Consider the following 12311-nt stretch of genomic DNA (forward strand, 5'->3'; position numbering starts at 1 on the left):
GCCGCCATCCTCCCCCAGCCCGCGCGCAGCCGGCGACCACCGTCCCCCGACCCCGAAGGATGCCCCCATGAGCCCAAGGACCCTGCCCGCCGCCGCCCTCGCCTGCCTGCTGGCCACCGCCCCCGCCGCCCTCGCCGCCCAGGCGCCGCTGGAACTGTCGCTGCTGCGCGGTGGCGCACTGCAGGCCGACCCGGTCGCCAGCGAAAGGCTGGTGTATTTCCCGACCGGCCGCACCGTCGCCACCTGGGACTACGCCGATCCAGCGGCGCCGCGGCGCCTGGCAACGTCGGAGCCCGTCGGGGGCGTGATCAACGGCCTGGTGCGTCGCGACGGCCATCTCTACGCCAGCTGGCGCGGCCACGACGGCAGCAGCGGCGTGGCCACCTGGTCGCTGGCCGACCCGGCCGCGCCGGCGCTGGTGGACGACAGCCAGGACTACGACGACGGCGCGCAGAAGTTCGCGCTCGGGCTGGTGCTGGCCAACGAGCGCCTGTACCTGTTCGACAACAACCGCGGCGTGTTCGTGTCGGACCTGGCCGACCCGGCACGGCCCAGCTTCACCCGCAGCGCGATCGACAGCGTGCCGTTCCAGTACAGCCGCCTCGTCGCGCACGGCGACACGATCCACGCGACCGGCCGCAACTGGATCGGCGGCACCGTGCTCGACCTCTACGACGTGGGCGTGCCGGATGCCCCCCGGCGCATCGCCAGCCACGGCACCGACGGCCTGGACAGCTTCAGCCTGCTGCCCGAGCCGGCGCGCGCGATCGGCGTGGGCAACCGGCTGACGGTGTTCGACCTCTCCGACCCGGACCTGCTGCAGCCGCGCGGCGCGATCGACATCCCGCCGGCCATCGCCGGCGCGCGCGCCGGCGACCACGTCTACACGTTCGGCTGGGGCGAGGGCCTGGACGTGTGGAACATCGCCGATCCGGACGCGCCCCACGCGGCCGGCCACCTGGACATCCTCGCGCTCGGCACCCGTCGCAGCCTGGCCCTGGACGGGCTGCTGCTGCTGCCGGGCGAGACCGACCTGGTGCACGCGCTCGACACCGCCGTCCCGGCCGCGCCGGAGCGGCTGTCCACCGGCTGGCTGCCCGGCGGCGTCGACGCGCGCGACATCGTGGCGCTCGGCGACCGCATCGCCCTGCTGCAGGCCAACTACGGCCTGACCGTCAACGATCCGGCCACCCTGGTGCCGGTCGCACGTCTCGACGCGGACCTGCCGCAGCGCCTCGAGAACCGCAGCTTCGAGCAGATGGCCATCTCCGGCGACACCGCCTGGCTGGCGGCCTGGGGCTACGGGCTGATCGCCGTGGACCTGTCCGACCCCGCCGCACCGGTCGAACGCGGCCGCCTGGCGTTTCCGTTCGCCGCGGTGCTGGACGTGGCCGGCAACCACGCCTACGTCGCCAGCTGGACCAACGGCGGGGCGCTCGGGGTCGCCGATGTGTCCGACCCGGACGCGCCGGCGCTGATATGGCAGGGCGCACTGGACGCGCAGCCCTACGCACTGCGCATCCATGGCGGCCACGCGTGGCTGGCCGAGGGCTGGCAACCGGGCACAGCCACCGGCGGCCTGCGCGTCTACAGCCTCGAGGATCCGGCCAGCCCGGTCGAGGCTGCGCATCTTGACGACGGCTGCGGCTCCGCCTTCGACCTGGCGATCGATGCCGAGGTCTCGCTGCTGTACCTGGCCTGCGGCGGTGGCCTGCAGGTGATCGACATCGCCGAGCCCGCCACGCCGGTGGTGGTGGGCCGCTACGACAGCGGCGGCGACGATCAGTACACCCGCGTCGCCCAGCGCCTGGACCGTGCCTGGTTCGCGGACATCGACGGGCTGCACGAACTGGACGTCTCGGATCCCACCGCGCCGGTGCGCACCCGGCTCACCGCGCTGGGCCAACAGGGCGTGCAGCGCTTGGCCGCGCTGGAGGACGGCCGGCTGTACGCGCTCGGCGGCGCCTCCGGGGTGCACGTCTTCGCCCCGGGCGACGGCGGCGGCGCCACGCCGATCGACAACCGCGTGCCGGTGCGGGTGCCCGACGGCGACGCCGGCGACGAGCGCATCTACGCGATCGAGCTGCCGGAAGGCGTGGCTGCGCTCACCGCGCTGAGCTACGGCGGCCGCGGCGACGTCAGCCTGGAGCTGCGCCACGGCCAGCCGCCGGGCGCGGACGGGCACGACGGTCGTTCCAGCCGTCCGGGCAACAACGAACAGGTGCGCATCGCGCATCCCGCCGCCGGCCGCTGGTACATCCGGGTGGTCGGCGAGTCCGCATTCTCCGGGGTCACCCTGCAGGCGCGCTTCTGATCGCTCCGGTGATCTCGCAGGAGCGGCCCATGGCCGCGAAAGCCGCGGGTGGTTCCGGCAAGGTGGGCGGCGATTTCCGGTACATCCGCCGGCGCCGCCCTTCGCGCGCATGGCGCGCTCCTACACAGACTTGCGGGCCGCTGCTCTTCGTAGGAGCGGCCCATGGCCGCGAAGGCCACGGAAATCTCCGGCCGGACGGGAGCGATCATGGACCTCGGGTCTGGCCTGGTCGGACGCGTGACGGTATGGTCGGCGCATGCACGATCTCCAAGCCCGACGCCTCGTTCCCGCGCTCCTGCTGCTCGTCCTCTCAGGCGCCGCCCCGGCGCAGGTGAGTACCCAGCCGCTGCCCGAGCCGCCGCCGCCCGACCTGGCGCCGCGCGACAGCGCGCGCCAGACCGGCATCGTCACCTTCGGCCAGCCCGGCCAGCAGCAATTCATCGTGCGCTCGTTCGAGCCCGACCCGGGCGCGTCAGCCGCGTACCGGATCAGCTTCGAGGCCCTCGACACCGATGGCGACGGCTTCCTCGGCCGCGCCGAAGCCGCCGCGCATCCGATCCTGCACGGCGAATTCGCCGCGGTCGACGTCGACGGGGACGGCAGGCTCGACCGCCGCGAACTGGCCGGCTGGCTCCGCTAGGTCCGCCAGGACCTGTCGGCAGGCCCCAGGAACTCAGAGCAGGATCGGCGGCGCGCCGATCGCCACCACCCGGTTGCGGCCCTCGTCCTTGGCGCGGTACAGCGCGGCGTCGGCCCGCGCCACCAGCGAGTCCGCACTGGCGCCGGCCACCGCCAGCACCGCGGCCGCGCCGGCGCTGATGCTGACGAAGCCGGCCGGTGCGGCGGGATGCGGGATCGCCAGCTCCGCGACCGCTTCGCAGATGCGGCGCCCGACCCTTTCCGCGCCTTCGGCCTCGGTATCGGGCAGCAGCGCCAGGAACTCCTCGCCGCCCCAGCGCCCGATCACGTCGCTGCCGCGGCCCACGCCCTCGCGCAGGACCGCCGCGATCCGCTGCAGGCAGGCGTCTCCGGCGGCGTGGCCATGGGTGTCGTTGAACTGCTTGAAGTGGTCCACGTCGACCAGCACCGCGGCCAGCGTCAGGCCCTTGCGCTGGGCGCGCGCCCATTCGCTTGCCAGGCGCTGCGTCAGGTCGCGGCGATTGGGCAGGCCGGTCAGTGCGTCGGTACGCGACATCTCCTCGAAGCGGGCGCGCGCCGCCTCCAGGTCCCGGGTCCGCTCGGCCACCAGGTCGGCCAGCATCCGTGCGCGCGCGGTCAGCACCCGGACCCGCAGCCGGTACGACACGGCCGCCAGCGCACCCAGCGCCAGCGCGGCCAGCACCGCGAACCACCAGGTCCGGTACCAGGCGGGCAGCACCCGGAAATTCCACGCGGCCTCGGTCTCCAGCCAGGGGCCGCCGTCGCGCGCCACCATCAGTTCGAAGCGGTAGGCGCCAGGGGGCAGGCGCGAGAAGTACGCGATGCGGCGGCTGCCCGCCTGCACCCAGTTCCTGTCCAGCCCGACCAGGCGATAGCGGAAGCGCAGCGATTCCGGCGCAGCCAGGTCCACGCCGGTATAGGCGATCTCCAGGTCGTGGCTGCCCGGCGGCAGCGCCCGGGCGGGCGCACCCGCGCCGGCCGGGAACGCGACGGAGGTCCCGTCGACCGTGACGGTCTCGATGTAGACCGCGGGCGCGTCGAGCGCGGTCCGGGGGATGGTGGGATCGATGGCCGCGAGCCCGTCGAACGTGGCGAACCAGAGCCGGCCGTCGCCGTCCTTCCAGGCCGCCGGCTGCGCACCACCGACCGTGTGGCCGCTGCGCAGGCCCGAACCGCGCTCGAAACGCTCCACCACCAGCGCCGGCAGCCGCCCCGCGGCAACGGCGTCCAGATCGGCGATCGCCGCGCGCGCCAGCCCGCGCGGCCCGCTCAGCCACAGGTTGCCGGCATCGTCCCCGATGATTCCGTAGACCGACTGGTCCGCCAGCCCGTGCTCGACGCCGATGCCCGCGATCCTCCCGCGTTCGATCCGTGCCAGGCCCCCGCCCTTGGTGCCCACCCACAGCACGCCGCGCGCATCCTCGTACAGCGCGTAGACGTAGTTTCCCGGCAGTCCGTCCGGCGTCGACCAGGTGCGCACCGAGTCGTCGCGAATCCGCGACAGGCCGCCGCCGCTGGTACCGACCCAGATGGCGCCGTCGCGCCCGCGCAGCAGCGCGCGGACATGGTTGGCGCCCAGCCCCTCGGCGGTACCGAAACGCTGGAACGCCCCGTCGCGCATGCGCGCCAGACCGTTCATCGTGCCGACCCAGAGCGCATCGCCGTCCTGCGCCAGGCAGAACACCTGGTTGGCGGGCAGACCGTCGGCGGTGGTCCAGGTGCGTATTCCGCTGGCGTCGCGCAGGCTGAGGCCGCCGTTGAAGGTGCCGATCCACAACCCGCCGCCGGGCGCCGAGGCGAGCGAAATCACGTTGTCGCTGCCCAGCCCGTCGGCGCTGGTGAGGGTGCGGAAGCGCCGGCCGTCGAAATGGCTGACCCCGCCGCCTTCCATCCCCACCCAGATGCCGCCGTCGTCGCTGCCGTGGACGGCGAACACCTTGTCGTCCGGCAAACCCTCGACGCTGGTCCAGGTGCGCACCGGCCCATCGCGCAGGCGGTGCAGCCCGCCGCCCGCGGTACCGATCCAGAGACTGCCGGCCCGGTCCTCGTACAGGGTGTACATCAGGTTGGTGGCCAGGCCCAGGGTGGCGTCGAGCTGTTCCCAGCGGCCGTCGTGGCGGCGCTGCAGGCCTTCTGCGTAGGTGGCGACCCACAGATTGCCGTCGCCGTCCTCGTGCACGCTCATCACCCGGTCGTCGGCCAGTCCGGCGTCGCGCTTGTCGATCATGCGCACCTTGCCGTCGGCGAACGCGGCGATGCCGCCACCGTAGGTGGCGGCGAGCACCGAGCCGTCGCGGGCCAGCGAAATGTCCGGCGCCAGCGACATTCGCGCCGGCAACTCCTCCCCGGCCCGATAGGCGACGATGCGCTCGCCGTCGATCCGGGCGATGCCGCCCGCCGTGCCGACCCAGAGCGTGCCCGCGGCGTCTTCCCTGGCCGAGTAGATCGCATCCGCGGGCAGGCCGTCGGCGGCGGTATAGTTGCGGAACCGCCCGTCGCGGCGGCGCGTCAGCCCCACGCTGGTGCAGATCCACAGATCGCCGTCGCGGGTCTCGAGGACGCAACGCACCAGGTCGCTGCCGAGACCATCGGCCACACCGTAGCGGGTGAAGGCGCCGTCGCGCAGGCTGAGCAGTCCCGCGCCCTGGGTCCCGATCCAAAGGGTGCCGTCGGCGGCTTCGAACAGGCTGCGGATGTCGTCGCTGCCCAGTTCGGGCGTATTGGCCTGGTCGAATACGGTGAACGCGTGGCCGTCGAAGCGCGCCAGGCCGCCCTGGGTCGCGAGCCACAGGTAGCCGTCGCGGGTCTGCACGATCGAGCGCACCACGTCGTGCGGCAGTCCCTCGCGGGTGCCCCAGTGGTCGAGCACGTACTGGGTGATCGCGCGGTCCGGATCGAGCGCCGCGGCCGGCGCCGACAGCAGCGCGGCCACCGCCACGACGATTACCGCCGCGGCGCTGCGCCACGACGGCGCACGGCGCAGGGATTCGCCCCGGCGATGGCGGCCGGGCGCTGGCGTTGCGATTCGATCGTTCCGCGCCATTCCCGCGCATCTCCCCCGGACCGCCCGCCGGGGCGCTCCGGACACCATGTCCGGCCTCCGGCCGCCACAGCGGCGGGAAGGCGACGCATCCACTATCGGTCGCACGCCGCGGAACTTGAGCGCTGCCGCCGGACCTCGCTGCCGGTTCCCGGTGCGGCGGATGGCCGCCCACCGGCGGCGGCAGCCGGCACCGCGCCGATCGCTCCGAAGCCGCGCCGGGCATCCCGCGTTGGCTGCTAAGATGCGCCGGCGGCGCCATCGCGGCGGCGCGGGACCCGCGGCGTTGGGGAATGCCGGGTCCGCGACCGAGGCGCTCCGGATGCGGCGGCGCCACGAGGACCCAGGGGGAAACAAGGATGCGATATCGACTGGCGGCCGCACTGGCGGCGATGGCCCTGCTCGTGCCGTTGACGGCGGCGTTCGCCCAGGACGACCCGATCGACAACCTGCCGTGGCAGCACGGGCCGACGACCGGAGAGATCGCCGGACGCGCGACGATCCAGGTGCCCGAGGGCTACGCTTTCCTCGATGCCGAGGGCACGCGTGCGCTCGACGAACTGCTGGAGAACCCGGCCACCGACGCCGACCAGTACACGGTGGCACCCAACGACCTGGAATGGATCGCGTTCTTCGCATTCAACGCGGTCGGCTACGTCCAGGACGACGAGGACCTCGACGCCGCGGCGCTGCTGGCTTCGGTGCGCGAAGGGACCGAGCACAGCAACATCGAGCGCCGGCGGCGCGGCTGGGACACGCTGCGCGTAGTGGGATGGTCCTTCGAACCCAAGTACGACGAGCAGATCAACGCGCTGGAGTGGGCGATCCTGGCCGAGTCCGAGTCTTCGAAAACGCAGGTGGTCAACTACAACACCCGCCTGCTCGGCCGCCGCGGCGCGATGGAGGTCACCGTCGTCGCGGAGCCGGAGTCGCTGGCGGGGTCGATCGCCGACTTCAAGCGGCTGATGCCCGGCTACGGCTTCGCCAGCGGCGAGACCTATGCCGAGTTCCGCCCCGGCGACCACGTCGCCGAAATCGGTCTGGCGGCGCTGATCACCGGCGGCGCCGCCGCGGTGGCGTCGAAGAAGGGGTTCTTCGCGGCGATCGCCGTGGCGCTGGCCAAGTTCTGGAAGCTTGTGCTGGTGGGCATCGTCGCCGTCGGCGTGGCGTTGCGGAAGCTGTTCGGCAAGCGCGCCGGCGGGCACAGGCAGCGGTGAGCGCCAGCGCCGAACTGCTGCTGGCGGTGGCCGTGGCCGCGCTGTACCTGCAGGACTCGGCACTGCTGCTGCACTACGACGAGGCGGTGGTGACGCGGGCCGGGCGCGGCTGGCGCGTGGCGATCGGCCCGGCACTGGAGCTGGGCGGGCGGCAGCTGTACCTGCCCAACCCGCTGACGCCGCAACGCGTCCACTTCCGCGCCAGCTGGCTGGGCGCGGAAGCGGACGCCGGTGCGCCCGACGCGCAGCGCCTGCAACCGTTCCTGGCGGCGCTGCGCGCACCCGGAGCGGCCTGCGTGGCGCTGCTGGGACTGCTGGCGGCGTTGCCTGCGGCACTGCTGTTCTACCCGCATGCGTTGCTGCTGGCCGCGTTGCTGTTCCTGGTCTACGCCACCATCGGCCTGCAGCTGGCGCTGCTGGCGCGCGCCCGCACGACGCTCGGGCTGGAACGCCGCGAACTCGCGGCGCTGGCGGTCGAGGCGCTGCTGTGCCCGCCGCATGCCGTCAACCTGGTCCGCAGGCTCGGGCTGCGCCGCGGTTTCGGCGGAGATCCGGTGGCGTTCGCAGCGGCCACCCTGGCCGGCCCCGCACGGGCGCGGCTGCGTGCCGCCATCGAGCGCCGCATCGCCCTGATCGCCGGGCATGCCGACGGCAGCGCGCGCCTGCAAGCGCGCCGGCGCCACCTGCAGCAGAGCCTGCCGTGGGCCTGACCGAACTGCTCGTGCTGGCCAGCGGCCTTGGACTGGGCTACTGGCTGGTGTCGGCGTTCCTCGCCGGCCCGGCGCCCGAAGAAGCGGACACCGGGCCGGCCGTCGCCGCCTCCGATTCCGACGAGGAGCCTTGGCACCGGGTCCTCGGGGTGGCGGAGGACGCCAGCCGCGAGCAGGTCGTCGCGGCCTGGCGCAGGCAGATCCGCCAGTGCCACCCGGACAAGGTGGCCGCCCTGGATGCCGAGACCCGCCGCGTGGCCGAGCTGCGTGCGCGCCGGCTCAATGCCGCCTATACGCGCGCACCGAAGCGGCGCGCCTGAACGCCTCCTGCCTGCGCCGCGGCCGGGGCCGGGGGCTTTCGCGCCTCCTTGATGCCGCCAGCGCCACGGTGGGAGCACATCCGCTCTCCGAAGAGAGGTGACCCATGGCGTCCAAGCGCGAACTCATCGAGCCCAACGGCGACAAGCGGCTGATCCGCCGCGACGAGCGGGGCCGCATCAAGGAAAGCGACGACCTCGGCCGCTCGCTCTCCCAGGACGTGCGCAAGAAGGCGAAGACCACCGTCGAATCGGGCCAGGGCGATCGCGGAGACCAGAAGCGCAGGTAGCCGCACGGCATGAGCCTGACCGAGTACCGGCGCAAGCGTCAGTTCGGCAAGACCCGCGAACCCGAACCCGGCAAGCGCCTGCCGAACGGACAGCGGGCGATCTTCGTGGTGCAGCTGCACCATGCCAGCCGCCGCCACTACGATTTCCGCCTGCAGATCGGTGATGCGCTCAAGAGCTGGGCGGTTCCCAAGGGCCCCAGCTACGACCCCAAGGTCAAGCGCATGGCCGTGGAGGTGGAGGACCATCCGGTCGACTACGCCGGTTTCGAGGGCGAGATCCCGAAAGGCCAGTACGGCGGCGGCCACGTCGCCCGCTTCGACCGCGGCGTGTGGGCCACCGAGGGCGACGCCGAGGCGCAGCTGGCCAAGGGCCATCTGCGCTTCGAACTGTTCGGCGAGAAGCTCAAGGGCGGCTGGCATCTGGTGCGGTCGGGCAAGGCGGCCCGGCAGCCGCAGTGGCTGCTGTTCAAGGCGGAGGACGAATACGCCGGCAAGCTCGAAGCCGATGACCTGCTCGCCGACGTCACCGCGCCGCCGCAGGCCGATGCCCGCCGCGCGGGCGCCGGCAAGCCGGCCAAGCAACGCCACACCACGGTGGCGCCGGCAGCGCGCCGGCGCAAACGCGACTGGAGCAAGGCGGCGGCGAAGCTGCCGGGCGCGCGCAAGGCGCGCGCTCCGGAGGGTCCGTTCGTGCCGCAGCTGGCCCGTCTCGGCCAGTCTCCGCCGCAGGGCGAGCAGTGGCTGCATGAACTGAAATGGGATGGCTACCGGATCCTCGCCACCGTCGCCGACGGTGCGGTGCGGCTGTGGTCGCGCAATGCGCTGGAGTGGACCGACAAGGTGCCGGAGATCCGCGCCGCGGTCGAACAACTGCGGCTGACCTCCGCCGCGCTCGACGGCGAACTGATCGCCGGCCAGGGCAGCCGCGAGGATTTCAGCCTGCTGCAGGCGACGCTCTCCGGCGAGAAGCAGGGCGCGCTCGCCTATGTGCTGTTCGACCTGCTGCACCTCGACGGCGTCGACGTGTCCGCCGCGCCCCTGGTCGAGCGCAAGGCCCTGCTGCAGCAGGTGCTGGGAAAACCGCCGCCGCACCTCGCCTACAGTTCGCACATCGAAGGCGACGGCGCGGCCGCCCATGCGCTGGCCGCCGAACGCCACTTCGAGGGCATCATCTCCAAGCGCGGCGACCGCCCGCATCATCCGGGCCGCGGCGACGAGTGGCGCAAGACCAAGCAGCTGCTCAGCAACGAGTATGCGGTGGTCGGCTACACCGCGCCCAAGGGCCGGCGCAACGGCTTCGGCTCGCTGCTGCTGGCGCGGCCGGACCCGCAACACGGCTGGACCTATGCCGGACGCGTCGGCACCGGCTTCAGCGACGCACTCATCGCCGAACTGAGCGAACGCATCGGCAAGGCCGGTCGCAGCGAGCCGACGGTGCACGTGCCGCCGCACGACACCGACCTGCGCACCGCGAAATGGTTCGCGCCGCGCTTCGTGGTGGAGGTGTATGCGCGCGGGACGGGCAGCCAGGGGCTGCTGCGCCAGCCGTCGCTGAAGGCGGTGCGGGCGGACAAGGACGTCGCGGACCTGGCCGACTCCGATCGCGGCGGGGGCGGCCCCGGCGGGGCAAGGCCGCATCGAAAGGGCCCCCAAGGAACCCGCGGCAAGGCCGCCGCCCGCTCGGTCGAGGGCGCAACGAGCAAAAGCGCGTCGCGCAAGGCGCCGGCGCGCGCCGCACCGCGGCTGAGCAGCCCGGGCAAGCTGATCTTTCCCGACATCCGCGCCACCAAGCAGGACGTGGCCGACTACTACCTGGCGGTGATGGATCGGCTGTTGCCCGAGATCGCCGGACGCCCGCTGTCGATCATCCGCTGCCCCGGCGGCGCGGAGAAGCCGTGCTTCTTCCAGAAGCATCACACGCCCGGGCTGGAGCTGGTGTCGTTCGCGCGGCTCAAGGAGGAGGCCGGCAACAACGCCAACTACCTGGTGGTGGAGGACGCTGCCGGGCTGATGGAGCTGGTGCAGTTCAACGCGCTGGAGTTCCATCCGTGGGGGGCGCGTGCGGACAGCCCGGATCTGGCCGACCGGGTGGTGTTCGATCTGGATCCGGGACCGGGAGTGCCCTTCGCCGAGGTCAAGCGCGCGGCGACCCACGTGCGCAGACTGCTGGAGCAGCTCGAGCTCGAATCGTTCCTGCGCAGCACCGGCGGCAAGGGCCTGCACGTGGTGGTGCCCCTGGACCCGGGCTGCCAATGGGACCTGGTGAAGCGGTTCGCGCACGGCTTCGCCGACGCGCTGGCGCGCTCCGAGCCGCGCCGCTTCGTCTCCGTCGCCACCCTGAAGCTGCGGCCGAAGAAGATCTTCGTCGACTACCTGCGCAACAGCCGCGGTGCCACCAGCGTGGCCTCGTACTCGCTGCGCGCGCGCGCCGGCGCCCCGGTGGCGCTTCCGCTCGCCTGGAGCGAACTGCCGCGGCTCAAGTGCGGCGACGCCTTCACCATCAAGGACGTGCCGGCGCGGCTGAAGCGGCGACGCAAGGACCCGTGGGCGGGCATCGACAAGGTGAAACAGAACCTGGCCCGCTGGGCCGACGACCGCTCCCCGTAGGCGCGGTGCTCGGCACCCCTACGGGGTGCGGTCGGCGCGCGGGACCGGAGCGGTGCGCTCGAAGCACTGCCGCCCGGCGCCGTGGGCCCATTCGTCGCCCCGCCAGGCTTCCGGGGTGATGGCGGTATCGGTGGAGAAGTCCGCGCACAGGCGATAGCCGCGGCCGCCGGTCGGCTGGTATTCGTAGGGCACGCCGGCGGGGTCGAGCAGCGCCACCCGGGTGCCGGGACGGACCGCCAGCGCCGGAAGGTCCGCCGGAAGCGCCTCGCCGTGGCGGACGCGCATGTCCACGAGCATCGCGATGCGCTGCAGATCGTCCACGCGCCGGACGTCCAGCTTCGCCTCGCGCTGGGCGGCCGGCCCGCCCATCACCCGGATCGCGGCGGCCACCGTGGCGACGACGACGGCAACGGCGACGATCGCCAGCGTGCGACCGGCGGAGCCCGTCTCCTTCAAGGCTCACGCTCCTCGCGGCGCAGATCGCCGAGGTAGTAGCCGAATACCGTGCCGGCGATCGCCGCCGCCACCAGCACCTTCAGCACGAAGCGCGTCGTCAGCTCACCCCCGAGCAGGTTGTAGACCAGCGCGATCATGTCCCCCACCAGCACCGCGGCGGCGATGAACAGGGTGAGGTAGGTCAGCCAGCGGCGCACCGCCGACAGCCGCTTGACCGGGCTGCGCGCCAGCTCCCGGCCCAGCAAATGAGCGACGTAGAGGAACACCGGGAACGCGATCAGCACCGATGCGGTGGACCACCGCATCGAACGCGCAAGCCTGTTGACGACGAACTCGCCGTCGGCGGGGTCCGGGAACGCCCGCGTGATCAGGTCGAACAGCAGGCTGCCGAGATGGAAGGCGGAGACGTACAGGGTGGCGAACAGCACCAGATAGAGGAACGCCTCGCGCGGCGACAGGTACGGCCGCGGCCTGGGCACCGGCACCGGGAAGGCCACCTCGGCGTAGGCATCGAGCGCCGCCCGCGCCTGCTCGGGCGGCCATCCCGCCGCGGCCAGCGCCCCTGCGATGGCCTCGCGCGACTCCCCCCTGCCGAGGGCCTCGCGCACGAACAGTTCCAGATCCCGGGTTGCCGCCGCCATGCCTGCCCTTGATTCGATTGGTTGCCGCGAGCCTAGCAGCCGGCGCCCGCCCGCGGAGT

At 72.9% G+C, this 12311-nt stretch carries 10 protein-coding genes; 7 read left to right on the forward strand and 3 right to left on the reverse strand.

Annotated features, from left to right (window positions below; genetic code table 11):
* Window positions 1-67: 67 nt before the first annotated feature.
* Window positions 68-2314 (forward strand): pre-peptidase C-terminal domain-containing protein, encoded by a 2247-nt coding sequence (locus H0E84_RS15340; protein WP_180679521.1) that lies wholly within the window; start codon window positions 68-70, stop codon window positions 2312-2314.
* Between the two features lie 256 nt (window positions 2315-2570).
* Complete coding sequence (locus H0E84_RS15345; protein WP_180679522.1) at window positions 2571-2954, forward strand: EF-hand domain-containing protein; 384 nt, start codon at window positions 2571-2573, stop codon at window positions 2952-2954.
* Window positions 2955-2987: 33 nt separating this feature from the next.
* Here H0E84_RS15345 and H0E84_RS15350 read toward each other — a convergent pair whose 3' ends face one another.
* Entirely contained in the window at window positions 2988-6017 is a 3030-nt protein-coding gene (locus H0E84_RS15350; RefSeq protein WP_180679523.1) for a ligand-binding sensor domain-containing diguanylate cyclase, read from the reverse strand.
* A gap of 356 nt (window positions 6018-6373) precedes the next feature.
* Here H0E84_RS15350 and H0E84_RS15355 point away from each other — a divergent pair, with 356 nt between their 5' ends.
* The 5 genes from H0E84_RS15355 (at window position 6374) to ligD (ending at window position 11155) form a co-directional block, all read left to right on the forward strand.
* Entirely contained in the window at window positions 6374-7231 is an 858-nt protein-coding gene (locus H0E84_RS15355) for a DUF2167 domain-containing protein (RefSeq protein WP_180679524.1), read from the forward strand.
* Window positions 7228-7941 (forward strand): hypothetical protein, encoded by a 714-nt coding sequence (locus H0E84_RS15360; protein ID WP_180679525.1) that lies wholly within the window; start codon window positions 7228-7230, stop codon window positions 7939-7941. The genes H0E84_RS15355 and H0E84_RS15360 overlap by 4 nt, the downstream gene beginning before the upstream one ends.
* Window positions 7932-8261: a J domain-containing protein gene (locus tag H0E84_RS15365; protein ID WP_180679526.1), complete on the forward strand. Its 330-nt coding sequence runs from the start codon at window positions 7932-7934 to the stop codon at window positions 8259-8261. The genes H0E84_RS15360 and H0E84_RS15365 overlap by 10 nt, the downstream gene beginning before the upstream one ends.
* 104 nt (window positions 8262-8365) lie before the next feature.
* On the forward strand, window positions 8366-8548 hold the full coding sequence (locus H0E84_RS15370; RefSeq protein ID WP_180679527.1) for a hypothetical protein: 183 nt from the start codon (window positions 8366-8368) through the stop codon (window positions 8546-8548).
* Window positions 8549-8557: 9 nt separating this feature from the next.
* The gene (ligD, locus tag H0E84_RS15375; protein WP_180679528.1) at window positions 8558-11155 is read left to right on the forward strand and encodes a DNA ligase D; all 2598 of its coding nucleotides are present in this window, start codon (window positions 8558-8560) and stop codon (window positions 11153-11155) included.
* An 18-nt stretch (window positions 11156-11173) separates the two neighbouring features.
* Here the strand turns inward: ligD and H0E84_RS15380 are convergent, their stop codons facing one another.
* Both H0E84_RS15380 and H0E84_RS15385 read right to left on the reverse strand, forming a co-directional pair.
* On the reverse strand, window positions 11174-11611 hold the full coding sequence (locus tag H0E84_RS15380) for a hypothetical protein (RefSeq protein ID WP_180679529.1): 438 nt from the start codon (window positions 11609-11611) through the stop codon (window positions 11174-11176).
* Window positions 11608-12252: a DUF5671 domain-containing protein gene (locus H0E84_RS15385; protein WP_180679530.1), complete on the reverse strand. Its 645-nt coding sequence runs from the start codon at window positions 12250-12252 to the stop codon at window positions 11608-11610. The genes H0E84_RS15380 and H0E84_RS15385 overlap by 4 nt, the downstream gene beginning before the upstream one ends.
* Between the last annotated feature and the right edge of the window lie 59 nt (window positions 12253-12311).

The organism is Luteimonas salinisoli, assembly GCF_013425525.1.
In the GTDB taxonomy this organism is placed as follows: domain Bacteria; phylum Pseudomonadota; class Gammaproteobacteria; order Xanthomonadales; family Xanthomonadaceae; genus Luteimonas; species Luteimonas salinisoli.

Bases quoted from the DNA above. Each gene is read 5' to 3' on its own strand.
- H0E84_RS15385 (WP_180679530.1), bottom strand. From the start codon at position 12,252: ATGGCGGCGGCAACCCGGGATCTGGAACTGTTCGTGCGCGAGGCCCTC.
- H0E84_RS15340 (WP_180679521.1), top strand. From the start codon at position 68: ATGAGCCCAAGGACCCTGCCCGCCGCCGCCCTCGCCTGCCTGCTGGCC.
- H0E84_RS15370 (WP_180679527.1), top strand. From the start codon at position 8,366: ATGGCGTCCAAGCGCGAACTCATCGAGCCCAACGGCGACAAGCGGCTG.
- ligD (WP_180679528.1), top strand. From the start codon at position 8,558: ATGAGCCTGACCGAGTACCGGCGCAAGCGTCAGTTCGGCAAGACCCGC.
- H0E84_RS15345 (WP_180679522.1), top strand. From the start codon at position 2,571: ATGCACGATCTCCAAGCCCGACGCCTCGTTCCCGCGCTCCTGCTGCTC.
- H0E84_RS15355 (WP_180679524.1), top strand. From the start codon at position 6,374: ATGCGATATCGACTGGCGGCCGCACTGGCGGCGATGGCCCTGCTCGTG.
- H0E84_RS15350 (WP_180679523.1), bottom strand. From the start codon at position 6,017: ATGGCGCGGAACGATCGAATCGCAACGCCAGCGCCCGGCCGCCATCGC.